The following is a 25,944-nucleotide window of genomic DNA, read 5'->3' on the forward strand; positions in this document are numbered from 1 at the left end:
GGGGGGGGGGGTGGGGGGCTGCGCCCCCCCCCCCCCGGGCGGGGGGTTGTGGGGGGGGGGGGGGGGCCCGGGGGGGGGGGGGGGGGGGGGCCCCCCCCCGCCCCCCCCCCACCACAGCCGTGTCCCAGCCGTGATGGCGCGGGGGTGGTCGTGGTGAGGAGGCCGGTGAGGTGGGCGCCGTTGTCTGGGGGCAAGCAACCCCGCTCCCCGGAAAGGCAGCCCCATGGCACGTCGTCGCACATTGCCCCCCGGCCCGGAACGTCCAGCCGGTCGGATCTCATCCTCGACGCCGCTGCGCGCCTCGCGGCCTGAGACCGTCCCCGCCGGCCGTCCTGTCTCCCCCGGTCCGCGCCTTGCCCGCATCGGGGTGTGGACCGCGCTTGCGGCCGGCCCTCTCGCTCTGGCGGTCGCGCTGGCCGGCCCGTCCGGGACCGCCGCGCAGGCGGCACCGGCCGCGGCGCCGAAGGCGGCGCGTCCGGAGGCCGATCCGGCCGGGACGGCCGCGCATTTCGTGGAGCTGTGGCTGCGCGCCGACGCCGCCGCTGCCGACAATCCGGTTGGGGCGGCGGTGCGGGCAATGGCGCCGCAGGCAGAGCTCCCCTCCCATTCCCGTGAAGCCGGGGCGCCGGAGGCGGTGCGGGTGACCGCCCTGCGGACCGTCCGCCTGCCTGGCGGTGGGTGGACGGTGACGGTCGCCGCCGTCACCGAAGAGCAGCATGAGCCCGCGCCGGGCACCGGCACGGACAAGGCGGTCGTCGTACAGCCTGCGGTCCGGTACTACGCCGTCAGCGGCACCGGCGGCATGGACGACGGGCCGCTGGTGGTCACCGGATCGCCCGCCGAGGTGTCGGCCCCCGAAGCGGCCCCGGCCGGCACCTCTGTGTTCGACCGCCCCGTTCCCTCCACCGGGCCCTTGGCCGTCTCTCTCGGAGACTTCCTGCGGACCTACCTCGCCGGGGTGGGTGGGCAGGGTGCGGGCGTGGAGCGGTACCTGTCGCCGGGGGTGCGCCTGACGGCGCCGACGGCCGCGTCCTACGCGCGGGTCGAGGTCAAGGACGTCGCCGCCGACACGGAGACGGCCGGGGGGAAGGACGTTCCGGCCGACGGGACGAAGGCGAGGGTTCGGGTCCGTGTCGAGGGTGAGGACCGGGCCGGTACCCGGTGGCCGCTGGAGTACCACCTGACCGTGACCGCCCGCGCCAGGCGCTGGGAGATCAGCGCCCTGGACACCGGATCCCCCATCCAGATGCCTGTCGCCGTCGCGTCCCCCTCCGTCCCGCCCACCGCCACGTCCACTGCCACCGCTGGGGGTGCCCGATGAACACGATGCTCCTCGCCAGCCAGTTGGACACCCTCGGCGACGGCCTCTTCGACATGTTGGGCACGTGGGCCGACCGGGGCCTCAAGGTCGCCCTTGTGGTGATCGTCCTCGTTACAATCTGCCGCCAGTTCTCCCTCAAGGCCGGTATCGGCGCGCTGCTCGCCATGGCCATCGCGCTCGGCATCTACAGCTCCCGCGACACCTTGGCGGGCTTCTTCTCCGACAAGATCAAGAACCCGGCGACCGGTTCAGCTCCGCTCCATCCGCAGGCCCCGCAGCCCCGCGCGGACGGGAAGATCCTTTGAGCGCGTCGGCGCGGCCCCGGATCGCGCGCGTCTACACCGGTGCGCGCCGTCATCCGTGGGTGCTGGGCAAGCTCGGGGATTGGGTCATCTGGTTCGGCCCGTACACCCCGGCGCAGTTGGTCATCCTCGGTGGTGGGGCGTTCGCGTTGGTCAAGGGCTACGACTGGTGGTCGTGGGCCGGTCCGGTGCCGGTCGTGGTGTGGCTGGTGGCGGTGTGGGCGGCGCGCGGGGCGCAGATCGCCGGGCAGAACCCGTTCACCGCCGCGGCCGGGGTACTGGTGCTGTTGCTCCGGCACCCGGCGGGGCGGATCGGCGGCCGGATCGCGCGTGATCGCCGTCCCTCCTATCTGAGCGGCCGATTCGTCATCCAGGCCGCCCCCCTGCCCGCCTCCGCGCGTGGAGGGGGCGGGGTGCTGGTGCGGCTTCCTGCTGTGTCGGGGCGGGTGGCTACCGGGTCTGGCCTGGCCTCCCTGCTCGCGGACTCCGAGAGGAGGGCAGCGTAATGCGTACCCTGTTTCGGCACATTGCCGGTCACCTGCTGTGGTCGGCTTCCGCCCGCGTGTGGGCGGTGTGGCGGGTGACACCGCTGCCTGGGGGATATCTGCCGGCGCAGGTCCGTCAGGACCTCCTCGACCGGGTCACCTCCCTGGTGCGGTCGATGCCCGCCATGGAACCGCGCCTGTTCGTGTTGGCGGCGCGCACTGATCCGGGTGAGATCGCCGAGCGGATGGTGGCCGGTCTGGACTGGGAGCGCCTGCCCGCGTGGTCGCAGACCTGCGCGGCCGCCGTCGAGTTGCTGACCGGGGAGGAGATGCACGAGCGGACGCTGTGGCTGGCCGTGCCCCTACAGGGCCGGGCCGGGGCCACGACCACGTCGCTCAATGCCCTCTATGGGGAGTTGTCCGCAGCACTGGACCTCCCCGCGGTGCCGGTGCCCGAGGCGGAGCTAAAGGCGGCGTTTGCGGAGGCCGAGCGCATCCAGACCTCCCTCGGCGGCGGACTCGGGCTACGACCCGCGTCCCCGGCCGAGATCGTGTGGATGGTGCAGCACGCCGTCCACCGAGGCCTGGGCCAGGAGCCGCTGCTGTCGGACGCCGAGCACAGCCAGCTCTACGGCAGCCGCGTCCACGACGGCCAGCTCACTTCCCCCTCTTACGCGGACCTGGGGCAGATCCGTCTGTCGGAAGGCGGCCAAGACACGGACGTCCGGGGCAAGGCGAAGGCTGCCGAGCGGCCGTGGTGGCGCAAGGCCGGAACCCTCTCGCCGCTGGGCCGACGGTGGCTCCAGGTGGAGTCCGAGGCCGGGACCGGCTACCAGTGCCACCTCGTGCTCGCCGAGCTCCCGCCCGCGATGGCCGTGGACCACGCCGACATCCTCGCGCAGCTGGAGCACCTGCCGTTCCCGATCGATGTGGCGGTGGACTTGCGGATCGTGCCTGCGAAGAAGGCCCGCGCCCAGGTCCAGCGCAAGAAGCGCGAACTCCTCGACCAGGCGGGCCAGTACGGTGCGCAGCCGACCGGGATGCCGCATTCGCTTCCCGAGGCGGCCGGGGATCTCGCCGAGCAGGACGCGCGGATGGCGCGGACGTCGGTGGAGGTCGAGGTTCAGTCGGTGACGGTGTTGACCGTGTGGGGGCCGGATGCCGCGACGTGTGACGCGCGGGCGCGGGAGTTGTCCGCGGCCCTGGCGGGGGGCGACTACCGGGTGGAGCGCCCCTACGGCATGCAGGAGGAGCTGTTCGCCCTGTCACTGCCCGGGGCTCCCCGGGCTGCGAAGCTCACGCAGTTCACGCAGCACCAGTTGTCGGAGGACTGGGCCGCGGCCGGCGCTTTCACCCTGTCGAGGGTGGGTGATCCGGGCGGGATGATGGTCGGTCACGACTTGGACTCTGGGACCATTCGCCCCGTCCTGCTGAATCCGGCCGACGCCCCGCAGGTCAACGCGTCCGCGTCGTTGGCCGTGGTCGGCGACCTCGGCGCCGGCAAGAGTGTGCTGGAGAAACTCGTCACGGCGGCGGTGGTCGACCAGGGCGGCCGGGCGATCGTCATCGACCGGACCCCGATCCGGGAATGGGCCACCTTCGGGCGGGCCGCGGTGGGCGAGCGGTGCGAGGTCATCGACGCCGCCCGCGCCGAGGTGTCCATCGACCCTCTGCGCGTGTTCGGCGGCCCGGTCGGCGCCCACTACGCGCTGTCTTACCTCACGTTGCAGCTGGGGGTGGGTGCGATGACCGCCGCCGGGGCGGTGCTCCACCACGCGGTTCAGGAGGTGTGTGCGGGCCCCGAACCGTCCATGGGAAAGGTCCTGGACGTCCTCGACGACCTGGCCAAGGTGGGCAGCGCGAGCACGCGTGCGGATGCGGCCGCCACCATGGCGGACCTGCTGCGGATCGTGCGCGGCAACCCCCTGGCGGCGATGGTGTTCGACCCGGACCTGCCGCCGGTCACCCTGGACGGGGACTTGGGCGCCGACTTGGTGGTGGTCACCACCACCGGACTCACCCTGCCCCCGAAGGAGGCGTTCGCCGACGCCGAGGTGCTGCGCCAGCAGCCGCTGGAGGCGTTGATCGGTCGGGCCGTCCTGTATCTGATCGCGGCGATCGCCCGCCAGGCCGCTTTCACCGATCCCCAGCGTTTTTGTCTGGTCTCGATGGACGAGGTGTATTGGCTGACCTCCTCGGCGGAGGGATCCGCGCTGATCCACGAGATCCTCCACGACGGCCGGAAACACGGAGCCGGATGCTTCCTCGGCGCCCACGACGAAGCCGAACTCGGCAACGACGCCGCCCTGATCGCCTACCGCTTCCTCGCCCGCACCACCGACAGCGCCCGCGCCGCAAAGGGCCTGCGCTTCATCGGCCTGGACGGCGAGAACGAAGACCTCGTACGGATGGTCACCACCGGCCTCTCCCCCATCGGCCAAAGCGGGCGCGAGGGCGAGATGTTCCTGCGCGATCCGCGCATGCAGGTCGGCCGGATCAAGATCGTCGTCCCGCCCGTGCCCCGCATCAGAGAAAAGATCTTCACCACACCCGGTCGCGTCACCCGCGCGGCCGCCGGGGGGACCGCATGACCCACATCACCAATGTCCGGCTGCTCCTCACCGCCGCCGTCACTCTCATGTTGCTCACCTGCACCATCGCCGCATGGGCCATGCCCCACACCGGCCCGTCGGACGCAGCCGCTCACATGGTCCCGGTTGCCTCCGCCGGTGACCGGTGCGATCTGATCTCCGGCCCCGCCCGAGACGTGTGCCGGTCCCTTCCCGGCGAATCCGTCGCAGCGCCTGGCTCCTCGGCAGCGGCAGCCCTCTCATCCCCGCCGCTGGACGGCAAGACCATGCTGCTGCTGTTTTCCACCGTCGCCGTCGCGGCCGCCATCGGCCTCGTGACCACGGCAGAACGGCGCCTGTGATGGCCCGGTTCGACATAGACCGGGGCACGCTGCGCTCGGCCGGATTCGTCGCCCTGCTCACCGTTGTGTTTCTGGTGACGAACACGGCGGTTGCGGCCGCGGCCGACGGAACCGCCGACAGCGGTGGCCTGCTGGGTCCGCTGGACGTCATGACCGGCGAGGGCACGCCGCTCAGCGGCTACCAGCTGGAGGCGGTGGTCGCCGCGCCGGACACCATCCCCGCCGTGAGCGCCGTCGACACGCTCGCGACCGGCGCACCTCCCATCGATGTGGTCGGGCACACCCAGCGGCTGGTGATGAGCGGCCTGTTCACGCTGGTCCGGCTGCTGGTGGGCCTGTGCTGCTGGCTCATCGGATTCGTCTTCAAGTTCCCGCTCCTCACGTTACTGACCGAGCCCGCACAACGTCTCGCCGACGCCTACAGGCACAACGTCGTGGGCGCCCTGGGGCTTGAAGGGCTGCTGTTGTCCTGGGCCTTCGCCTTCGGGCTGATCCTCTTCGTCCGCGGGAAAGTCGGCACGGGCCTGGGGGAGATCGCGCTGACCCTGGTCATCGCAGCCCTGGCCGCCAGCGCCTTCATCCGTCCCGACTACCTGCTGGGCAAGGACGGACCGCTCGACCAGACACACCAGGCCGCTCTCGAAGTCGCCTCGATCACCACCAGCTCCTACTTCAGCGCCAATGGCCGCACCGGCCGCGACTGCGCAAGTGCGGCCGGTCCCTCGGCTGCGAACTGCGTTCACGAGCAGGCGAGCGCGGAAACGGTGGTCGACCCCATCCAGAAGGCGCTCACCGACGCCCTGGTGGTCAAGCCCTACATGCTGCTTGAGTACGGCCGCATCCTCGACCCGAAGAACTCCGATGACGCCGCCGCGTACAAGGCCCATGTGAAGTGGGTCAACAGCAGCCGGACCGACACCGCGAAGCCGGTCGACCCCAGCCAATGCAAGGGGATCATCGGGCCGCTCAAGGAATCCTGCGAGCGCCGAGTTGCGGGGAAGGCGCCAGATCCTTGTGAGCTTGAGCGTGGTCCGGCGAGGGAGTACTGCAACCGGGGAGGGGCCGCACGGTCCAAGGACGCGGCCTTCGCGACACTCCTTGACGAGCTGGACAAGGCCGGTCCGGTCGGCAAGGCCTGCGCCGCCTACGCGAAGGCGCCGACCTGGGACCGGGTGTGGTCGGTCGTTGCGCTGCTGGTCGCGGTCATCGTCGTGGCGCTGATGATCGTCTCTATGGCGGTGGTGATGTTCGGCGCCCAGGGCGCCGATGCTGCTGCCGCGGCGGCCGGACCGGTCGCCTGGGTGTGGGCGATGCTGCCCGGCCCGTCCCGGATGCTTTTGTGGCGGTGGCTGGGCGTCTTCATCGTCTCCGCCCTGGTCTCGTTCATGGCCGCGATGGCGCTGCCGCTCTTCGGGATCGCAGTGGACGCCCTGCTCTCCGACAGTGGCCCCGATCTGATGGTGGAGCGGCTGTTGCTGGTGGATGCCCTCGCCGTCGCGTTCCTGATCATGCACCGTCGCATCCTGGCGGCCACGGCCGGGTTCGGGCAGCGCATGGCCGCCCGGATGCGTTTCAAGAAGGTCGGCGGCAGCCACCTGACCGGTGACAGCTCAGAACTGGGCGCAGCCCTGTCCATGCACGGTCCCTCAGGAGGCGCCGGCGTCGGCGGGATCGGTCGTCTTGGCGCGGGATTGTCGGCCGCACACGGCGCGTTCGGTGCCCGGCTGCGTTCGCTCGGCAGCCTGGCCGCGCTGAGCGACGGCAGCGGGATGCCGATGTCCCCCGGCCGGCTGCTTGGTGACGCGCTGGCCGAAGGACGGCGCGGTATCGCTCCCCTGGCCGTGGCCCTGCGTGGCGCGCACGCCGCGTTGATCGGTCCCAAGCCCGGGCAGCACCCTGCGGCCGCCCGGTTCCACGCGGCCGCCAACGGCGGGAGCACCAGTCAGGCGGGGGGTCGCGGGGAAATGGTGGTGGACCAGTGGACCGGTGAGGTCCTGCATGATCCTGAAACCGACCGGCCGCTGCTGGGATCACGCCTGCACGCCCGGGCATCGCGACTGCGCGGCTACCGCGTCGCTTCCCGCACCGCCCGCCTCGCCTACGGCGCGACGCTGGGTCTGCCCCGCAATCTGGGACGTGCCCGGCACGCGGGCTCCCAGTTCACCGAGGACGCCCGCACCCAGCTGCGCGTCGCCGCTCACGGGGTACGCGAGGACGCCGGCCGCTGGGCCGGCGGTGGCCGTGCCCTGCGCAACGGCGTCGATCACACCGGGCAGGTGCTCGCCACCGCCTGGCAGGTCCACGACCCCATGGGATCCGTCCGCGACACCGCCTTGGCCGCAGCCATCGCCACCGCCCCACTGGCCTCCAACGGCTGGGCAACCGCCGCGCCGCGCAGCAGCTTTTCCGCCCCGCGAGCCGAGCCCGGCCGCCCCGCACGACCACGTCCACCATCGCCTCCCACCTCAACGCCGCCGACCTCACCAGCACCCGCCCGCCCGCGCCGCTCCGAAACAGCACTCGGAGCGGGTTCGGAATCCGGCTCGCGGACCCGGATTCCGAGCGACGCGCAGGCGGAGGGGAACGCGGCACGGCTGCGGGCGATGTTCGACGCCCGCGCCGCCGAGCGCCGTCGGCATGAAGGCGGTGAGCAGTGAAGCGGTGGAAGAAGCTGGGATGTCTGGGTGTGCTGCTGGTGGTGGCCGCCGCCTGCTGCACCGGGCCGGTGCTGTTGTCAGCGGCCGCGGGCGACCGCAAGGGCGGCGGTGTGGTCAACGCAGCTGCAGCCGGAATCCCGCAGCGGATGCTGGCCGCCTATATGACCGGTGCCGCCCAGGTCACCTCGTACGTCAGCGGTTGCAAGGGGATGCGGTGGCAGGTCCTGGCCGGGATCGCCCGCGTGGAATCCGACCACGCTGCCGGCCACACGGTCTCGGCGGGCGGGGACATCGCCCCGCCCATCACCGGGCCGCGCCTGGACGGATCAGGGGCCGGCGGCAACACCACCGCCATCACGGACACCGACGGCGGACAGTGGGACGGCGACACCGCATACGAGCGGGCCGTGGGCCCCTTCCAGTTCCTGCCCGAAACCTTCCGCGCCTACGGCAAGGACGGCAACAAGGACGGCGCGACCAGCCCGCACAACGCGGACGACGCTGCCGCCACAGCGGCCGTCTACCTGTGCGGCAACGGCCGCAACCTCACCGACCGCGAGCAGCTGCGCGCAGCCATCCACACCTACAACCAGTCCTGGGCGTATGTGGACGACGTGATGTCGGGCATCGACCGCTACGACGCCCTCGGCCGGCTGCCCGCCCTCCCCTCGGGGAACGTCGGCGCCGTCATCCAGGCCGCGCTCGCCCAACAGGGCGTTCCCTACTCCTGGGGCGGCGGCGGTTCCCAGGGTCCCAGCAGCGGGATCTGCTGCTCCCCCGGCGGGCAGGACGGCCGCACCGTGGTCGGCTTCGACTGCTCGGGCCTGACCCAACACGCCTACGCGAAAGCCGGAATCAACCTCCCGCGCACAGCATCCGAGCAGGCCGGTGTCGGGCGGCGGATCCCCGCCTCCGCCGGATTCGGCGCCCTCGCCCCCGGTGACCTCATCTTCTACGGCTACACCCCCACATCCGATTCCACGATCCATCACGTCGGGATCTACCTCGGCGACGGAAAAATGATCAACGCGCCCAAGCCCGGAACAGCGGTCCGCATCAACCCCGTCACCGCAATGCCCGACTACGCGGGTGGGACGAGGCTCCTATGACCACATGGACAGGCGGCCGCCTCATCGGCGCCGCATCCGCACTGACCGCCGCTGGCGCCCTTCTTCTGTACACCGGACTCACCGGTGCCGACCAGGCTTCGGAGAGGCCGGTTCCTCAAGCCGCAGCAACCCGGTCCTGGGGCCGGGGCCCGGCTCCCAACGCGCCCCATTCCCCGCAAGTCAGCGGGCGCCACGAACCGCCACCAACCCCCGAGCCGCAAACCGCTCAGCCATTCGCACCGGAACCCACCCCGCGGACGTCCCACACACAGCCTGCCCCCTCTCGTCCCGTGGCGCAGGAGCTGCCGCCGCCCGGCTCCGGTCCGGCTGCAGATCCGATCATCCAGCAGGCCCTGGACCGCGCAAGCGCCCCGCACCTACCGCCCGACGATGAGCGGCGCCTGCTCGAAATTGGCCGAAGGGCATGGCTGACGGAGACAGGCGGCTACACGCAGGTCCGCATCCAAGCCGCCACCGCGCGCCGCGACACCACGGCCTCGACCGCCGTCGTCGCCGGGGACCGGCAGCCGGTCCGGGCGGTGGTGCGGCTGGTGTGGGCCGGCGCCGACCCGGCCGGGACCTTCCTCGACGGACGCACCGCGACCGTCACCTTCACCCAGAACGGAGACGGATCATGGAATCGAATCTCGTAACAGCCTCCGGCACGCTCTCCCTCGGTACCTCGGTTCTCACGTCCCTGGCTGCGGTCGCGGGCTGGATGTGGGCGAATGGGTGGGGGCTCACGATGGTGGCCGGCACCACGCTGTGGGCATGGGAGACGGTCCAGCGTCGGCTGGCGGCCGAAGCTCTGTCCCGGCGCACTTGCCTAGAGCTGGTTCCTACCCCCGAGTTCGAGGTAAGCCCCGAACAGATTTGGCGGCAGGGCATGCAGCTGGTGCGGGCGGCCGGCTCCGGGCCGTGGTGGACACCGCGCCGGGCCCGCAGCCTACGCGTGCGGCTTCGTGCAGACGGGGTTCACCCATTGACCTACCGGATCGAGGCGCCACAGACGGCGTATGACCTACTCAAGCAGACACCCTACGGTCACCGCGTGCAGGCCACGCCGGTCCCTCGGGTGGACGACAAGCGTCGGGAGCACGTGGTGCGCGCCGTGTTCACCCTGCACGGCAAGCCTGGCTCGAAACTGCGCGAGGTGCCCCTGGATCCCGACCCGTTGCAGCCGCTGATTGACGCCGTCGCCGATCTGCGCTCCGAACTGGGGGATCTCGCCGAGGTGTGTGTGGACCTCTCCCCCGCCTCCCGCTGGCACCTGGCCGTGCGCCGCTTCCAGGCGATGCAGCGCGCCAGGGAACAAACCTGGCGTGAGGCACAGCAGGAGGCCCGATGGCTGACCCGGGAATCAGCAGACAGCGTTCCGGTCGCCTTGCGCCGGTTACTGGATCCGGCCGAGTGGAGCGGCCATCCTCGCGGCCAGATGCTGATGTCCCCGCAACCGCGGCGCGTTGAGCGGGACGTAGTGCTGGGCAAGCTTGCCCACAGCTCGGGTCTGGTGCGGGTGCAGTTCCTGGTGCGCTGCGCCTCCGACAAGGAGGGGCGGGCGGAGAGTCGGCTGACGCGGATCGGCGCGGCCCTAGACGTCTACGCGGGGGCATCGCGTCTGTCTGCGCTTGGTTTCGCCGTGGGGCCTTTGCGTATCGGGCCTGACTGGCGGCCGTGGCGGGGCCGGTTCGACGAGCAGTGGTCGACCGGCGTGATGCGCCCCGCGCGCGGCGGGTGGGCGCAAATCGAGGAGCTGGCCGGACTGCTCAAGCCGCCCACCGTGGCGGCGCGACTGCCGGTGCTGGAGACGGACATGCCTACCTACGTTATGGGCAAGGACCTACTGCCGCAGGGCTGGTACCGGGAGGCGGACGGCCGGGAGCGACTGCTGGCCACCCATGAGGACGACACCCTGTTCGAAGTGCAGTCCGGGAAAGCCGGGTGGGGCAAAACCATGCGGGCACAGGTCCATGCCATCGCCAGCGCCCACAACGGGCGGGGCCTGGCGTTCGTGGACCCGCACGGCGACTCCTTCGAAGACGTCGCCCGCTACATCGCCCACCCGGACATCATCGACCGCGTCGCCTTGTTCGACCTCACCGTCCGCGGCGAACAGGACATGCTCGGCTGCTGGAACCCGCTGGATATGAGCGACGGCCAGCCCAGGCACAAGGTGACCGCCGCGGTCGTAGACGCCTTCGCCGGCGCCTTGGGATGGAGTGACATCACCGCGCCGCGTGCGCTGACCATCTTCACCAAAGCGGTCGAGGCCCTCGTGGCCGTCAACGCCCAAGCCGTCAAGGCGGAGGTACCCGAGCAGCAGGCCACGATCTTCCAGGTGCGGGCCCTGCTCACCGACGCCACCTTCCGCCACCTCGCCGTCGCCACCCTGGACAGCGAAGCCCAACAGTGGTGGAAGGGCAGCTTCCCCGACCTCCCCCGAGAGGCACTGCCGACCGTCGTCAACCCGCTAGAACGTCTCGGCTCCTCGCCAGTCCTGCGCGCCTTCCTGGGATGCCCGGTCAGCGGCTACGACATCCGCCGCGCCATGGACGAAGGCCAGGTGGTGTGGATCTGCCCATCCGGCACGGGACCCACCGACCGGCTGCTGACTTCGTTGATCGTCCATGACTTCCTGCGCGCCGGCCTGTCCCGGCGTGATCTGCCCGAGCGCAAGCGGCGCTCTTTCCGCTTCTACCTGGACGAGCTGATCTCCCTGGACCAGGAGTCCTCCACCGTGCTCGCGGAGATCACCGAGCAGCTGCGCAAGTTCGGCTGCCGCCTGCACGGCATGACCCAGCTCCTGCACCGCCTGACCCCGGCCACCCGGGCCGCCCTCGTACAAAACGCGTCCTGTCTGTCCACCACGGCCGGATCGGTCGAAGCCATCGCGCAGGTTACCGACCAGTGGCCCGACACCATCACCCCACGCGACATCGCAGGCCTCGAGCGCTGGCGGCACTACGCCTCCTTCACCATCGCCGGCAAGAGAATCGGGCCCCTGCTCATCCGAGGCCCGGAACTCAGCGAGGTTTTCGGCAAACGCGCAGAGCCCAAGAAGATCGGCGCCCTACGCAAAGCCGCGCACGCCAACGCCGGCGCACTGCCCTTGGCAGAGCTGACCGCCCTGGCCTTGGCCCAGGAAGAGCGAGTCCGCACGTTTCTCACCACCCGCAGCACCACCGACGGCGACGCCCCCCAAGGAGAGCAGTACGCATGACCACCGCTTCGATGCTCCAGCCACCCACCGAAGACACCCACGCCCACCAGGCCCTCGCGCTGATCGCCCAGCACCGCCTGCTGACCACCACCCAAATCCACCAGATGCTCACCCCCGACACCCCACCCCGCAAGATCCACAAAGTGCTGGTGCCACTGCGCGAGCACGGGCTGACTGACCGCACGGCCCTGGGCAAGAGCGGGATTCAAGCCCACTTCCTCACCCCCGCCGGTCACCAGACGGTCAGTGACTGGCCAGAGCTACGCGGCCGCGCCCCCACCCCCATCCCATCACCGGCCGCCGCCTCACTGCGCGCTGCCCACACGCTGACCGGAGTCCGCGCCCACCTCGCCTTCCTCACCCAAGCCCGCACTAGCGGAGACGAGTACCACCCGCTGGACTGGGTACCCGAAGTCACCCACCGCCTCCCCGACACCGCAGGCGAAGACCGACTCATCGCCGACGCCGTACTCCACTACACCCTCACCCGACCGCGCCGTCTGCAATACCGAGCCTTCGTCGAAATCGACCGAGCCACCATGAGCAGCGAACGCCTGGCCCGAAAGCTGATCAGCTACGCCCGCTTCCACGACTACACCCCCCAACCGATCGGCCGACGCGGGACCATCGCCGACCAAGGCGCCATGCTGGCCTGGCAACGCTCCTATCCCCGCTTCCCCCGCATCCTTTTCATCCTCACCGGCGCTCCCCGCTTCACCCTCACCCACCGGATCGCAGACCTGCGACGCATGACCGCCGACCACGGTCTCGTCACACGGCTCGCCGCCCACGTCCCCCTCGGCGCAGCCATCCTCGAAGACATCGAAACTCAAGGACCCCACGCCCCCGTGTGGACACCACTCGCCGGCGATCCCGAACCCCGCGGCTGGACGCAGCTCTGACTGCCGGAACCGTCACGGGAAAGAAGGTGCCGCCTCTCGTATCCGATCGCGCCACCAGAAGGCCAACCCCACACCCGCACCGCGCCGAAAGGCCGGTGAGCGGGGCTCGGCCCCGATCGTAAGCAAAGCGCCCTGTAGGTGAGCGCCGGACAAGAGGATTGCCAGGATCGCCACTAGAAAAGAACAGGCCAAGCAGACGAGAGTTCTAGCCATGCCGCGCCAGCCGACGTCACCTGCCTGAACAACGCACCCGAAACTCGAAAGCCGCACTTCACCGAGGTGGCGCAGTCTGAACTGGGCGTACAGAAGGTCAACACGTGACGCTCGATCACCTTCACTCCAAGAACCACATGCGCTCCCGGCCGTTGTCGTCATAGGGCGCGTTGCACTACTCACCGTTATGACACAAAGACGTTGCATCCGCGATTGCACGACTGCAGGCGGAGCTCTACCACCCACCCGTCCGACGTTCAAGCACCGGGGGTTCACCGTGACAACCGCAGGACAACACCAGACCCACACCACGCGCCGCACTCTGCTCACAGCCGCCGCCGTCACCACGACCCTCGCAGTCTTCGCAGTTGGCTGCGCTTCGAAGGCCAGGGAAGACCAGGTTTCCTCCCCGAGCCCAAGTCTGAGCCCCTCCACAAGCGCCTCTGCCGACCCTGAGGCCGCCGAAAAGTCCAAGGCTCTCGCTGCTTACAGCGGGTTCTGGACGGAGTCCGTCAAAGCATATGAGGCAGGGTCTGAAAAAGACACAAAGCTCGTGAACTACGCATCGAAGGACGCGTTGAACCAAACGCTGACGGACATCGCGAACATGCAACGCACCGGTACGGCGATGAAGGGCACCCCCGGGCACCGGGCCGAGGTGACAGCCCTGAATCTGGCTGGCCAGCCCCCGACGGCCAAGATCTCTGACTGCTTCGATCTGTCGACGTGGAAGCTCATCGATCGAGCGACCGGTCAGGTGAAGCCGTTCCCCACTCAGCAGCCCTTGCGCTACATCACCGAGTTCGACGCCGAACTGCAAGGTGGGCAATGGGTGCTGACCAAGTTCGTACGACGCGGTGATCAAAAATGCTAAGACGAGTCCTGCTTCCGCTTTCCGTGGTGTCGGCTTCGATTGCCTTAGCGTGTACTGCTCCGGCCCGCGCCGACGGGGGTGTGTGTGAAGGCGCGTCCGGCTGGGTGAGCGTCTGTGCGGAAGCGTCAGACCACGGCGGCTACCGTCCCACCAGCCAGAGCGAGGGAAACAAGGGCGGTGGCAGCATCGGTAGCGGCGACAGTCGCCCGCCGCCGTTCATCTGCAGCCTGAGTCCCCTGGACCCTCAGCCTCCTGCAGGGAATGCAGCGTGGGAGGGGCATCAACCGGGAGACGGCACGGTCTACCGCAAGGAATGTGTGTCGACTCAGTCGGTGGACGGTTACATCGTCACGACCACGCAGTGGTCGGCCACCCCTCCGCCCGCTGCGGTCAACCCCGCCATCCTCGCGCGGCGAGCCGTGGACAGCATGCTCCTGGCGGGGCCGGCGATTACCAGCCCTCGGGCTGATGGTCATTACACGGTCGGGGTGCCGATGTGGATGTGGGTGAGTCAGAGTCCGACGACGTGGGGGCCGAACACCGCATCGGCGTCCGCAGGCGGCGTCACTGTGACAGCCACGGCCACAGTCTCTTCGGTCGCGTGGAATATGGGTGACGGGACGACCGTGACCTGCTCCGGTCCGGGGACCCCGTACGCGGCGGCGCGCGGGATGACGCCCTCGCCGGATTGTGGTCACCGCTACAGCGCGACGTCGGCCGGCCAGTCCGGCGCCCGCTACCAGGGCACCGCGACCGCCACGTGGACGGTGAACTGGGCGGTAACCGGCGGGGGACAGAGCGGTCAGTTGACCGAGGTCCGCCAGTCCCCGTTCACGGTGTCGGTGGGAGAGCTCCAGGTCGTCGGCCAGTAGCGGCACCAGTCACAGCCCGCACCACCTTCCCTCCGTTCCTTCCTTTCCGCTCTTTCTGGAGGCACAGCACGTGAGCACCACCACCCCGCCCGCGCCGGGCCGCGTCGCCGTTCCCAGCCCGGGTGGCTCGGGCGAGAGTCCGGCGGCTGCGCCCCGTGTCGTGCGCCAGCGACGCCGCCGCCCCGGGCTGATCGCGTTGTCCGTCGCGCTGATCGCGGCCGGTGGCCTGTCGGGGGCGCTGTTGTTCACTGCGTCGGGGCAGCGCTCGGCCGTGCTGGTGGTGGCCCGGGATGTGCCGGTGGGTGCGGTGATCAGCGAGGCGGATCTGGCTCCGGTGTCGCTTGCGTTGGATCCAGCGGTCAAGGCGGTGTCGGTGGCGAGGAAGGCGGGCATGGTCGGGCAGCGGGCCGCCGTCGCGTTGAAGTCGGGGTCACTGCTGTCGCCGGGACAGGTCACTTCGGTGTCGCTGGTCAAGGCGGGTGAGCAACTGGTGGGTGTGGCGCTCAAGCCGTCGCAGCTTCCGGCGAGCCGGCTGGCGCCCGGGCAGAAGGTCTTGATCGTCTCGACCCCGGATCCCGCTCAGGCAGGAGCGGCTGCGAAGCCGGGGGAGCCGGCTGGCGCGCCGAAGACGCTGGCCGCGACCGTGGTCGCAGTGGGTGTGGCGGCCCCTGCGACCGGCGTTGTGGTGGTGGATGTGGCGGTGCCCGCGACTGACGGGCCGACACTGGCCGCCCGGGTAGCGACGGGCGCCATCGCGCTGATCCTCGCGCCGCAGGAGGGAAGCTGATGGCGGTCATCGCGCTCGCGGGAGGGCTCGGCGCCCCGGGGGTGACCACGGCCGCGATGGCGCTGCTGATGACCTGGCCCATGGTGGAAGGGCATCGGGTGGTGCTGGCCGAGGCGGACCCCGACGGCGGAGCGATCCTGCCGGGCGCCTTGCAGGGCACGCTGGACAACTCCCGAGGTCTACGGAATCTGGCGGTCGCGGCACGGCAGGGGCAGCTCGGTGAGGCGTTCTGGCGTCAGCTGGTAGACGTCACCGACGCGGGAACGCGCGACCGGCTGGTGCTGCCCGGTCTCTACGACCCCGCGCACGCCTCCGCGATGGAGCCCGTATGGCGGCCGCTTTCGGTGCTGTTCGCGGGGATCGAGGAGCACGGCCACGACGTGCTGGTGGACTTGGGCCGGCGCGGTGCGTTCGGGGCTTCCGCGGTGTTGGCGCAGCGGGCCGATGCGGTACTGCTCGTCGCCCGCAACACGCTCCGGGGATTGCAGAGTGCCCAGGTGCGCCTGGCCGCGCTGCGGGAGCAGCTCGACGGCAGCGCCGAGCTGGGCATGCTCCTGGTGGACGAGGGCCCGTTCTCCAAGGAGGAGGTTCGCAAGCATCTCGGGATCACGGTCACGGCCGTCTTGCCATGGCGGCCCAAAGAAGCGGCCGTGTTATCGGATGGGGCGGAACAGCCCCGCCGATTCGAGTCCTCGGAGCTGATGCGGTCGGCGCGGTCGGCCGCCGTGCGGGTGCAGGAGTTGGTGGCGATCCGCCGCTCCCGTCTCGCCCCTCCCTCTTCCGGTGGCGTTCAGGGCCGGGTGGTGAACGGTGCGCGCTAACCCCCTGCACAGCGACCCCCAGATCACCGCCACCTCGCTGCAGGCCCGTCTTGCAGGCCCGCGTGCCATGCCGGCCTTCCCTGCACCGGCTTCGTCGGGCGGAACAGGGCCGGTCGACCCCCGCGCCGCGATTCCGGGCCCGCCGGAAGCCACCGCTGTGCCGGCCCCGCCCACGACCGTGGACTATGTGGCGGTACGCCTGATCAAGAAGGAAGTCGGTGAGCGGCTGACCGACCTGCTGCGAGCCCGGCCCGGGCTTAGCGCGGCAGCGCAGGAGCAGCAAGGCCGTCATCTGATCAACGAGCAGGTCGCGGTGTGGTCGGACGCCGAGGCCGTCAAGCGGGGTGTGGCCACGAGCGCGGCGGAGGACGCCGCGATCGCACAGGCCGTGTTCGATCTGCAGTTCCGGGCCGGCCGTCTCCAGCAGCACCTGGATAACCCGCTGGTTGAGAACATTTTCATCAACGGGCATCCCGACGTGTGGCTGGACTTCACCGACGGGCGCCGGGTGAAGGTGGCGCCGGTGGCCGATTCGGATGAGGAGCTGCGCGAGCTCTTGCGTGATCTGGCTCGGCGGACCACCGGCCAGGCGGAGCGGAGTCTGTCGACGGCGGACCCGTTCCTTGCGCTGCGGCTGGCCGACGGCTCGCGCTTGCAGGCGGTCATCGACGTCACCCCGGGCACGTATGTCACGATCCGCCGGCACAGCATGCGTCACGCGGACCTGCCCGAGCTGGTGCAGCGGGGCATGCTCGACACCACCTTGGAGGCGTTCCTGCGGGCGTGTGTGCGGGCGGAGAAGAACGTCATGGTGGTCGGTGGGCAGGCGGCGGGCAAGACCACGCTGCTGCGCGCGCTGCTGCGGGAGATCGATCCCGATGAGCGGTTCGCCACCCTGGAAACCGAGTTCGAGCTGTTCGCCCACGAGAACGGCTACCACCGCCAGGTCGTGCCGATGGAGGCCCGCGAGTCCAACGGCGAGATGGTCGCAGGCCAGGCCGCCGGCGAGATCTCTCTCATGGATTTGATGTATCGGGCGCTGCGTATGACGTTGACGCGGATCGTGGTCGGTGAGGTCCGCGGCCCGGAGATCGTGGCGATGCTCCAGGCGATGACGAACGGGGCGGGCGGCAATCTGTGCACCCTGCACGCCATCCATCCCTCTGTCGTGTTCGACCGGATCGCGGAGTTGTACCTGCTGGCGCAGGCCAACATGTCGGAGTCACTCGCCTACCGGCAGGCGGCGAACGGTCTCGACTTCATCGTGTTCGTCAGGCAGATCGACGAGACGAAGATCGGCGGGCACCGGCACCGGTTCGTCTCCCACGTCCTGGAAGTCACCGGGATCGGCGAGGGCGGGCGCCCGGAAACCAACCAGATTTTCGGGCCCCGCCCGGAGTGGGACGAGCACCGTGCGGTGCCGCTCATGTTGCCGCGCTGCGTCAACGACCTGCGCCGGGTCGGTTTCGACGCCTCGCTGCTCTCGCAGCCGGGCGGTGCGTGGGGTGCGGCGCTGCCGCTGCTCGTTACGGAGGGCGCACTGTGACCATCTTGCTGATGTGGGTTCTGGCCGGCCTTGCCCTCATGGCCGGTCTGGTGGGGCTGGTCACCGGGGTCGTGGGCACGACCGCTCGGAAGGGGCCGGGTGTCGCGGCACGGGTGCGGGCCGGGCGTGCCCTTGCGGGCCGGGACGAGAAGGTGGTCCGCCGGACCAGGCTCGTGGTCGGGGCCGTGGTCGCGATCGGGCTGTGGCTGGTGTCTGAGGTGTTCGTCGCGGGGGCGATGGTGTTCCTGGCGGTGATCGGGGTGCCGTGGCTGCTGTCGCCGACGAAGTCGGCCACCGCACGGATCGGGAAACTGGAGGCGCTCGGCGACTGGACCCAGCGACTGGCCAATGTGCTCAGGCTCGGGCGCGGGCTGGACGAGGCGTTGCAGATCTCCCGTAAGGGATGCCCGGACGACATCGCGGGCGAGGTTGCCGACCTGGTCGACCGGCTTCAGGTCGGATGGCGGCCCACCGACGCGCTGCGGCTGTTCGGGGACGCGCTCGATGACGTGACGGCCGACAAGGTCGTGGCCGCGCTCGTGCTGTCGGCTGCCGACCGTGGCCCCGGTCTCGCCCAGGCGCTGGATGATCTTGCCGAGTCGGTGCATGAGGAGGTCGCGCGCCGGCGGGCGATCGAGGCCGATCGGGCCAAGCCGCGTACGACGATGCGGTGGATGACCATCATCACCCTGGGTGTGATCGGTGCCGGTTTCCTCGTTCCCTCCTACACCGCCCCCTACGGCACCACGCTCGGGCAGTTGGTCCTGGCCGTTCTGTTGGCCGGTTTCGTCGGGGTTCTCGCGCTGATGCGACAGATCGCAGACAGCAAGCCGGTCCCCCGCTTCCTCGTCGCGGACCCGCGCAGCGCCATCACAGCTATCCCACCGGCGACAGAGCCAGGGGCCGAATTCGTGGAGGTGACGGCATGACACCGGTAGCCGCGATCTTGTGCGGGGCCGCCATCGGAGGCGGCGCCGCCCTACTGATCCGCGAGGTCCTACGGCCCGCACCTGCGCTGGGCCCGGCGCTGCGTCGCCTGAACCAGCCCGCGCCCACACCCGCGGCCGCCGCTGCTGGCGACGCGGGCGCCGACCGGGACGAACGGTGGGGTCGATGGCTGGTTGAATGCCTCGCGAACGTGCCCTTCGTGCGGATCCCTTACAAGGATCTCGCGCTCACCGGCACCACCCCGGGCCGGTTCCTGTTGACGAAAGTTGCGTTGGCGGGTGCGGGACTGCTGCTGCCGCCCCTGTCCACGATCCCCCTTCTGCTGCTCGGCGTGCCGCTCTACCTCCCGGCGATCGTCGGGATCCTGGCCGCCGTCGTGCTGTGGTTCGCTCCCGATCTCGCGCTCAGGGACAAGGCGAAGCGGGCGCGTGCGGAGTTCGCGCACGCCATGGCCGCCTACCTCGACCTGGTCGCGCTGCGCCGGGCTGGGAACGTGTCCGCCGAACAGGCCATGGAACAGGCCGCCCAAGTCGGCCAAGGCTGGGCCTTCCATCGGATCCGGGGCGCGCTGGCCCGCTCCCGCGTGGACAAGGTCGCGCACTGGGACTCCCTGGCCCGCCTCACTGCCGAACTTGACCTGCCCGTCCTGGACGATCTCGCCGCGATCATGCGGCAGTCCGCCGACGACGGCGCCTCCGTCTACGCCACCCTCCGCTCCCGCGCACGGAACCTGCGCACCGAACTCCTCGCCGCGCAGGCCGCCGAGGCCAACGCCAACTCGGAGAAGATGACCGCCCCCGGCGCGCTCATGGCCGTGCTCGTCATGCTCCTCATCGCGTTCCCCGGCGTCCTCCGCATGATCAACACCTGACCCACGCAGCAAAGGAGAACCCTGATGAACAAGCTCGCACTGCGCCTGTCGCTTGCCGCGAAGTCCCACTGGGAGGCCATCAAGGAGCACAGCTCCCAGGACCGAGGAGACATCTCGATCACCACCATCATCATCTGGGTGGCCGCCGTCGCCGGAGCCCTCGCCATCGCGGGAACCATCGGAATCGTCATCACCAAGTACAACGGCAAGCTTTCCGGCATCTGAACCCCGCTTCAAGCACTACGACAACACGCACGGAAGAGAGGGGGCGCGGTGCCGGACACGGCAGGAACCAAGCCGGCGGCCGGGGCCGAGGCAACGGTGGTGACATCGGACGGAAGCGGTCGACGCCATGGGGAGCGGGGGGAGGCGTCCATTCAGATGGCGATCGTCTTCCCGTTCGTCATCCTGGTGACCGTCGCGGTCGTGCAGGCATCCATGTGGTTCTTCGCCCGGAACATCGCGCTCACCGCCGCCCGTGAAGGCGTGGCCGCCGCCCGCGTCTACCAGGCCCCCGAGGACGCGGGCGCGGCACGCGCCCGCGAAACCCTGAGCCGTATCGCCGGCGACAGCCTCACCCAGAGCACGGTGAGCACTTCCGGCAGCAGCGCCACCGAAGTCCGGGTGACCGTCACCGGCACCGCGCCCTCCCTGATCCCCGGTCTTTCGGGACTGGGTGTGTCCCAGTCCGCCGGAGCCCCACGCGAACGGTGGACCACCCCATGACACCTCGAAACCTATGGTGGCCGCGGTGGAAGGGTCTGGTCCGCGACGACCGGGGCAGCGAGACCATCGCAGCCGCGATCGTGATCCCGCTGCTGCTGATGCTGTTGTGCATGGCCATTGCCGGCGGGCGGATCGTCACCTCCGGCGCGAAGATCGACGCGGCTGCCGAGGACGCGGCTCGCGCCGCATCGATCTCGCGTACCCAATCCGGTGCCCAGGCCGAAGCCGCCGCCGCGGCGGCCCGCTCCCTCGCCGATCAGGGAATCCATTGCGCGTCGTCCACTACCAACGTCGACACAGCAGGCCTGGCCGTGCCCCTCGGAGAAGTCGGCACCGTCACCGTGACGATCTCCTGCACCGTTCCCTTGGCCGACCTTCTGCTCCCCGGCGTCCCCGGATCCAAGACTCTGACCAGCCGCTTCACTTCCGTCGTTGACGCCTACCGTTCCCGAGAGGGATAAGGACATGCCCCCACCGGCACAAGTACCGGAAACGACACCAGAGGCCGATCCCACGCCGGGGTCGGAATCCGGATCAGATCGCAGTCGGCTGCGCGGTGACGAGGGCGGAATCGCGATCTACACCGCGATCGTCACCGTGGCCCTGCTGGGCATCATCGGTCTGGCCATCGACGGGGGCGGGAAACTCCGCGCCACCGAACGCGCCGACGCCGTCGCGATGGAAGCCGCCCGCGCCGCCGGACAGGCCATCGACCCCGCCACCGCCATCACCGGCGGCCAGGTCCGCGCCGACCCCGCGGCCGCCCAGGCCGCAGCGCAGGCATACCTCACCCGCGCCGGAACTCAGGGCACCACCGCACTGTCCGGGGACGGAACCCGCCTCACCGTGACCGTCCACGACACCTACAACACCAAGTTCCTCGCGATCGCCGGAATCGGGTCCATGGGCGTCTCCGGTCACGGCACCGCCCGCCTCCTCTACGGCGTCACCCAACCCCAATAGCCCCTTCACACGCACGAAGGACCCGCCCATGAGCCAGCCCACCCGCATCCCGCGGCCTCGCCCACGGCGCGGGGGCGCCCAGACGGCGGCCGCCCTAGTGCGCGGCCTGCTGAGCCTTACCGTTTTGGCCGCACTGCTGGCCGGTCTGCCCGTCCTGCTGTGGTGGGCCACCACCCAGGTCGGCCCTCCCGGTGTCGCCGCCCTCTCACACCTGCTGTCCACCGACGACTCGGGCCAGGTGTTCCTGCTGCTTCTGGCCGTGACCGGTTGGGCCGGCTGGGCCCTGTTCGCCTGCGCGGTCCTGCTGGAGATCCCCGCCCAGTTGCGCGGACGCAGCGCCCCGCAGATCCGGGGCTTGGTGGGGCAACGAGCAGCCGCCGCTCTGGTCGGGGCCGTCCTGCTGGCCCTGCCCGCCGGAGCTGCCCTCGCCGCCCCCGCCACCGCCGCGGCCGCCGCGGCTGCGCCGGTAAGTTTGAGCGCGGCCGCCGTACCCGGCGCGGACAACACCGTAAGCACACCTACGAGTACGGGATCGGCCCAGGAGGACGGAACCGGGGTGATGACGTACACGGTGCGGGACGTGCGGCCGGCCGAGAGCCTGTGGTCCATCGCCGAACAGGTTCTGGGTGATGGCGAGCGGTGGACGGATATCGCCGCCGTCAACGAGGGCCACACCATGGCCGACGGCGCGACCTTCCGTGCCGACCAGCCCATCCAGCCCGGATGGGTTCTCACCCTCCCCGGTGACGCCACTCCTCCCCCGAGCACGGGGGCCCACGCCCAGGGCAAGCACGACACAGCCGTCGTCACTGCGGCCGAAGGCGCGCAGTACACCGTCCGCGAGGGAGACAGCCTCTCCTCCATCGCCGGCAAGCAACTCGGCGCCCCCGACCGATACCCGGAACTCTACGAGCTGAACAAGGGCACGCCCCTGCCCGACGGCGCCGGCAGGTTCACCGACCCGGACCTGATCTACCCCGGGCAGCAACTCACCCTCCCCGTCGACGCCACGACTTCCAACCCCACCACCGCGGTGCCGATCCCGTCGGAGGCCCGACCCCGCAACGGCGCCGCCGCCCCTCCCGCTACGGCTTCGCCCACGGCGCCCCCCTCACCCGTCGCCCAGGCACCGGACGCACCCACCAAGCCCGCCCCGTCGGTCGCGAAGCCCACCCCCACCGCCGCCCCTGAATCCCCCAGCTCGACAAGCGCCCCGGTGCCCGCCACGCCTTCACCGTCCACGGCCACGGTTATGCCGGCGGCCACCGCGAGCACGCCCGCCGCCGGAGTTCCCAAGCAGTCCACCCCGCCAGCCGCGAACAGCCCGGCCCCCTCTCCGCCCGCGGCCTCGCCGACGGTGGGCGCACCACAGGTCGTGTCCGCCGCGAACCGGATCAACTGGGTACTGATCGCCGGGATCGGCACGCTGCTGGCCGCCTCACTCGCCGGAGCGCTCGGCGTACGGCGGATTCTGCAACAGCGCGCCCGCCGCGCCGGCGAGACCATCGCCCAGGACGACGAGCCCACCACCGTCGAACAGGTCTTGGGCGCGGTCGCCGAGCCGCAGGGCGTCGAGCTCCTCGACCACGTGCTGCGCGCCCTCGCTCACCACGCCGCCACCGACCAGCAGGCCCTGCCCGCGCTGCGCGGGGCACGGCTCGCAGCCGACGGCATCACCTTGCTGTTGGACGAACCCGCCGATCCGATCACCCCTTTCGCTGCCGGCCCGGACACCCGCACCTGGATCTTGGACGATCAGGCCGTGCACCCGGCCAGTGAGGAACTCGCCGATGTCCACGCCCCGTACCCGGGGCTGGTCACACTCGGCGCCGACGACGACGGTCTCCTCCTGGCCGACCTCACCACCTGCCGTGTTCTGCTCCTGGAGGGCAGCGCCGAGGAAGTCCTCGAAGTCGCGCGCGCCCTCGCGTTGGAGCTGGGCACGAGCAGGTGGACCGACTACGTCGAAATCCTGACCTGCGGACTCGGCAGCCGCCTGTCCGGGCTCCTGCCACAGGGCCGCATCCGCACGATGACCCACCTCCCGGCCGTCGCCACCGACCTGGGTGAACTCCTCGTCGAAGCCCACCAGTCCGGGGAGCAGGCTCTGCCCTGGCTGGTGATCGGCGCCGCAGACCACGGCGAGGAAGACCTCGCCCTACTCGCCGACGCTCTCGCCTCAGCCCGCCACCTCCAGACCGCCGTGGTCCTGCCCGCCACCACGCAGGCGTGCCGGGCATTCCCCCACGCCGAAATCCTCGACGTCACCCGCGACCAGGCCAGCGTCCTGGCCCCGCTGGAGACGCCAGTAACGCTCCAGCGCGTCACCGATGAGCAATACCGGCAGTACGTCCACGCCTTGCAGGTCTCCTTGCAAGACCCGGAGCCCGCAACCGGGGCGTGGGAGTTCGCGGAGAGTCACCAGCAGCCGGCCGCCTCGGGCCTGCCCCTGACCGTGCGGGTGACCAGCGAAGACGCCCACAACCCCGGCAATCCCTTCCCTGCGCTCCTTGCCGAACTCGCCCCCGACCCCATCGGCCCCGCCGCCTCCGCATCACAGAACCCTGACGCAGATGCCGACGCCGACTCGGCTGACCGGCCGCACGTTCAAGCTGCCTCCGCGGCCGCAAGGGACAACGGGGCCGTAGCCCTCCCCCACCAGGCAGCCGCCCGGAAACCCGGCACGCAGTCGCAGCCTGAACCGGCCGACTCCGACAGCACCACCGGCGCAGTGCGCATCGACATGCTCGGACCCTTGTGCATCACCGGCGGGCCCGGGTCCGCCCACGCCCCCCGCACCACCGCCGTCGCCGCCCTCATCCACCTCCGACCCGGGCGCAGCGCCGAGTACCTGTGCAAAACGATGGACCCCGTCAACCCGTGGTCAACCCGAACCCTGCACTCCCGCCTCTCCGAGCTCCGCGCCGCATTCGGCGACACGCCGGACGGACAACCACTCCTCCCCCGCCCCAAGAACGGCGGATACACCTTCCACCGGTCCGTCACCTCCGACTGGGAGCAGTTCACGACCCTGGCATCCCAAGCACTCGCGGCAGGACCAAGAGACGGAATTGCCGACCTCGAAAACGCCATGGCCCTCGTGCGGGGCAAGCCTTTCGACGGCCGCACACCGCCCTGGGCCGATGCCGTGATCCAGGAAATGCTGTCCCGGATCACCGACACCGCCCACACCCTCGCCCGCTGGCACACCGACAGCGACAACCCCGACCTCGACGCAGCCCGCCGCACCGTCCTCCAGGCCCTCGACGTCGAGGAGACCTCCGAGCTCCTCTACCGCGACCTCCTGCACCTCGAGTGGACCGCGGGGAACACCCACGCGGTCCGCAAGACAGTAGGCCGCCTCCAGCAGATGGCACGCACCTACGACATCTCCCTCGACGACCGCACCGAGGACACCATCCACCACGTGCTCTCAGAGGACCCTCCCATCGCACAGCACGTCAGCGCGAGCTGAACCCTCCCGCGGGAGGCGCGTGGGGCCTGCCGGTGGCAGCAGGCCCCCCGATAGCGTGCCAGCGCGACGCACATCACCAGGCCGAGGCGGAAACCGAGTGCCGCGCGGCGGCCAACAACCGCAATCGCGCCTGGGCCTCGCCCACCGGCGGCCGCGTCACCCACTCCAAACGGCTCGCAAAACGGCGGACTCTGACGTCGATCTTCGCCCCTGAAGGGATCACGGCGTCTCCCTGCCATAGAGGTGGCGAGCTCGCTTACGGGTCTGATCTTGTGTGAGGTACCGCCGGAGGCGGGATCCTTCCGGGCACCAGATCTCTCGGGGACAGCGATCGCAAGTCGCAAGGTGACGCTCATAGAGGCCGGCACAAGAGGGGGAGCCATCGCCTCGGCGCCCTTGATTGCCACGTCCTTCAGCAGGGATTCGGTCATCCACCTGAGGTTGTTGAACGACATCAGCCCTCTCCTGGTGAAGACCATGGTGAAACCTGGTAGGGGCGTCACGTGACTCCCCCTGAGTCGTCACGTGACGCTCTGTGGCTTCGTCACGTGACGCCATCTGAACGCGAGCCGGCGCTTCCCAGGCAGCGTCACGTGACGCCTCCTGCCCGTCACCTACCGCTCGCGCAGGGGACGTCACGTGATGCTCTGTGGCTTTGGAACGCTTGTGCCGTAGCCGGCGGTCGTGCTCGGAGCTCGACAACACGGAAAGCGCGAGCTCCCAGTCAAGGCCTGCACCCGTTGCGGTGTCGGCCCCGAGGGGGAACGTGCAGGCGTAAGTTGCGGGTTTGGGGTGGCGTCCACCGCGAGCGTTTGCCGTCTTGCGGAGCAGGCACATGGCTTCCGCCGCCACAAGCACTTTCTGAACGGTGTCCTTGCTGCACCGGCCTACAGCCATGAGCGTCTCGACACCGAGGAAGG

Annotated in this window: 22 protein-coding genes; all 22 read left to right on the top strand. The window is 70.3% G+C overall.

All coding sequences use genetic code 11. The features are described 5' to 3' along the window. Positions 1-367: 367 nt before the first annotated feature. Entirely contained in the window at positions 368-1,321 is a 954-nt protein-coding gene (locus ACIA6C_RS32750) for a conjugal transfer protein (RefSeq protein ID WP_399281328.1), read from the top strand. Then, positions 1,318-1,626: a hypothetical protein gene (locus ACIA6C_RS32755; RefSeq protein ID WP_399281329.1), complete on the top strand. Its 309-nt coding sequence runs from the start codon at positions 1,318-1,320 to the stop codon at positions 1,624-1,626. Before ACIA6C_RS32750 ends, ACIA6C_RS32755 begins: the two co-directional genes overlap by 4 nt. Further along, the gene (locus ACIA6C_RS32760) at positions 1,623-2,129 is read left to right on the top strand and encodes a hypothetical protein (RefSeq protein ID WP_399281330.1); all 507 of its coding nucleotides are present in this window, start codon (positions 1,623-1,625) and stop codon (positions 2,127-2,129) included. Before ACIA6C_RS32755 ends, ACIA6C_RS32760 begins: the two co-directional genes overlap by 4 nt. Then, positions 2,129-4,699, top strand: a complete 2,571-nt coding sequence (locus ACIA6C_RS32765; protein WP_399281331.1) for an ATP-binding protein — start codon at positions 2,129-2,131, stop codon at positions 4,697-4,699. The genes ACIA6C_RS32760 and ACIA6C_RS32765 overlap by 1 nt, the downstream gene beginning before the upstream one ends. Beyond that, the gene (locus ACIA6C_RS32770) at positions 4,696-5,040 is read left to right on the top strand and encodes a hypothetical protein (RefSeq protein WP_399281332.1); all 345 of its coding nucleotides are present in this window, start codon (positions 4,696-4,698) and stop codon (positions 5,038-5,040) included. The genes ACIA6C_RS32765 and ACIA6C_RS32770 overlap by 4 nt, the downstream gene beginning before the upstream one ends. Continuing rightward, positions 5,040-7,697 carry a hypothetical protein gene (locus tag ACIA6C_RS32775; protein ID WP_399281333.1) on the top strand — a complete coding sequence of 886 codons (2,658 nt, stop codon included), beginning with the start codon at positions 5,040-5,042 and terminating at the stop codon, positions 7,695-7,697. The genes ACIA6C_RS32770 and ACIA6C_RS32775 overlap by 1 nt, the downstream gene beginning before the upstream one ends. Beyond that, the gene (locus tag ACIA6C_RS32780; protein ID WP_399281334.1) at positions 7,694-8,806 is read left to right on the top strand and encodes an NlpC/P60 family protein; all 1,113 of its coding nucleotides are present in this window, start codon (positions 7,694-7,696) and stop codon (positions 8,804-8,806) included. The genes ACIA6C_RS32775 and ACIA6C_RS32780 overlap by 4 nt, the downstream gene beginning before the upstream one ends. Before the next feature lie 290 nt (positions 8,807-9,096). Continuing rightward, the gene (locus tag ACIA6C_RS32785) at positions 9,097-9,459 is read left to right on the top strand and encodes a hypothetical protein (RefSeq protein WP_399281335.1); all 363 of its coding nucleotides are present in this window, start codon (positions 9,097-9,099) and stop codon (positions 9,457-9,459) included. Beyond that, a complete protein-coding gene (locus tag ACIA6C_RS32790; protein WP_399281336.1) occupies positions 9,441-12,026 on the top strand; it encodes an ATP/GTP-binding protein in 2,586 nt (861 codons plus the stop codon). Before ACIA6C_RS32785 ends, ACIA6C_RS32790 begins: the two co-directional genes overlap by 19 nt. Next, complete coding sequence (locus ACIA6C_RS32795) at positions 12,023-12,928, top strand: replication-relaxation family protein (RefSeq protein WP_399281337.1); 906 nt, start codon at positions 12,023-12,025, stop codon at positions 12,926-12,928. The genes ACIA6C_RS32790 and ACIA6C_RS32795 overlap by 4 nt, the downstream gene beginning before the upstream one ends. Positions 12,929-13,694: 766 nt before the next feature. Then, entirely contained in the window at positions 13,695-14,015 is a 321-nt protein-coding gene (locus ACIA6C_RS32800; RefSeq protein ID WP_399281338.1) for a hypothetical protein, read from the top strand. A 608-nt stretch (positions 14,016-14,623) separates the two neighbouring features. Next, positions 14,624-14,887, top strand: coding sequence for a hypothetical protein (locus tag ACIA6C_RS32805; protein WP_399281339.1), 264 nt, complete (start codon positions 14,624-14,626; stop codon positions 14,885-14,887). Between the two features lie 70 nt (positions 14,888-14,957). Continuing rightward, positions 14,958-15,674 carry an SAF domain-containing protein gene (locus ACIA6C_RS32810; protein WP_399281341.1) on the top strand — a complete coding sequence of 239 codons (717 nt, stop codon included), beginning with the start codon at positions 14,958-14,960 and terminating at the stop codon, positions 15,672-15,674. Next, positions 15,674-16,495: a hypothetical protein gene (locus ACIA6C_RS32815; protein ID WP_399281342.1), complete on the top strand. Its 822-nt coding sequence runs from the start codon at positions 15,674-15,676 to the stop codon at positions 16,493-16,495. The genes ACIA6C_RS32810 and ACIA6C_RS32815 overlap by 1 nt, the downstream gene beginning before the upstream one ends. Continuing rightward, the gene (locus ACIA6C_RS32820; protein ID WP_399281343.1) at positions 16,485-18,041 is read left to right on the top strand and encodes a CpaF family protein; all 1,557 of its coding nucleotides are present in this window, start codon (positions 16,485-16,487) and stop codon (positions 18,039-18,041) included. Before ACIA6C_RS32815 ends, ACIA6C_RS32820 begins: the two co-directional genes overlap by 11 nt. Positions 18,042-18,052: 11 nt before the next feature. After that, the gene (locus tag ACIA6C_RS32825) at positions 18,053-18,970 is read left to right on the top strand and encodes a type II secretion system F family protein (protein ID WP_399281358.1); all 918 of its coding nucleotides are present in this window, start codon (positions 18,053-18,055) and stop codon (positions 18,968-18,970) included. After that, positions 18,967-19,860 carry a type II secretion system F family protein gene (locus ACIA6C_RS32830; RefSeq protein WP_399281344.1) on the top strand — a complete coding sequence of 298 codons (894 nt, stop codon included), beginning with the start codon at positions 18,967-18,969 and terminating at the stop codon, positions 19,858-19,860. The genes ACIA6C_RS32825 and ACIA6C_RS32830 overlap by 4 nt, the downstream gene beginning before the upstream one ends. 21 nt (positions 19,861-19,881) lie before the next feature. Continuing rightward, entirely contained in the window at positions 19,882-20,085 is a 204-nt protein-coding gene (locus ACIA6C_RS32835; protein WP_399281359.1) for a hypothetical protein, read from the top strand. Positions 20,086-20,181: 96 nt separating this feature from the next. Next, positions 20,182-20,586 carry a TadE family protein gene (locus tag ACIA6C_RS32840; protein ID WP_399281360.1) on the top strand — a complete coding sequence of 135 codons (405 nt, stop codon included), beginning with the start codon at positions 20,182-20,184 and terminating at the stop codon, positions 20,584-20,586. Further along, positions 20,583-21,047, top strand: coding sequence for a TadE/TadG family type IV pilus assembly protein (locus ACIA6C_RS32845; RefSeq protein ID WP_399281345.1), 465 nt, complete (start codon positions 20,583-20,585; stop codon positions 21,045-21,047). The genes ACIA6C_RS32840 and ACIA6C_RS32845 overlap by 4 nt, the downstream gene beginning before the upstream one ends. 4 nt (positions 21,048-21,051) lie before the next feature. Continuing rightward, positions 21,052-21,549 (top strand): pilus assembly protein TadG-related protein, encoded by a 498-nt coding sequence (locus ACIA6C_RS32850; protein WP_399281346.1) that lies wholly within the window; start codon positions 21,052-21,054, stop codon positions 21,547-21,549. A gap of 124 nt (positions 21,550-21,673) precedes the next feature. Continuing rightward, entirely contained in the window at positions 21,674-25,024 is a 3,351-nt protein-coding gene (locus tag ACIA6C_RS32855) for a LysM peptidoglycan-binding domain-containing protein (RefSeq protein WP_399281347.1), read from the top strand. The last annotated feature ends 920 nt before the right edge of the window (positions 25,025-25,944 follow it).

The organism is Streptomyces sp. NPDC051578 (assembly GCF_044454045.1).
Lineage (GTDB): Bacteria > Actinomycetota > Actinomycetes > Streptomycetales > Streptomycetaceae > Streptomyces.